We start from the raw sequence: 316 nt of genomic DNA, 5'->3' as shown, positions 1-316 counted from the left end.
CTCTTCTTCACCTCGAAGGTCCAGCTGCCGCTGGCCAGCTCCGGCGGCGTCCACGACCAGTTGCCGCCTGCATCTGCTTTTATGCTGGCGCTGTCATAGCGGCCGTCGCCCAGGGTGTAGCGCAGGATCACCAGGCTGTTGGCTTCGGCGCGACCGTGCAGCGCTGGCGTGCTGTCGTCGGTCCTGTCGCCGCTGCCGAGGTTGCCGGTCACGGGACCGAAGTCATCCACCGCGTAATCGATGACGGGCGCAAAGCCGCCGTCGCTTTCAGAAACAATGATCAGATCGAAACTGTCGTTCCAGTGCGTCTGCCCCA

1 protein-coding gene is annotated in these 316 nt (G+C 63.9%); it reads right to left on the bottom strand.

The window, feature by feature from the left end:
* Window positions 1–316 (bottom strand): Ig-like domain-containing protein (locus tag MWH02_RS23065; RefSeq protein ID WP_271461526.1); only part of this gene is annotated, 316 nt, incomplete at both ends.

This window comes from Pantoea leporis (assembly GCF_028048155.1).
In the GTDB taxonomy this organism is placed as follows: domain Bacteria; phylum Pseudomonadota; class Gammaproteobacteria; order Enterobacterales; family Enterobacteriaceae; genus Pantoea; species Pantoea leporis.
Note: the sequence above shows the minus strand (reverse complement) of the source record. Positions and strands in the feature narration are given on the sequence as shown.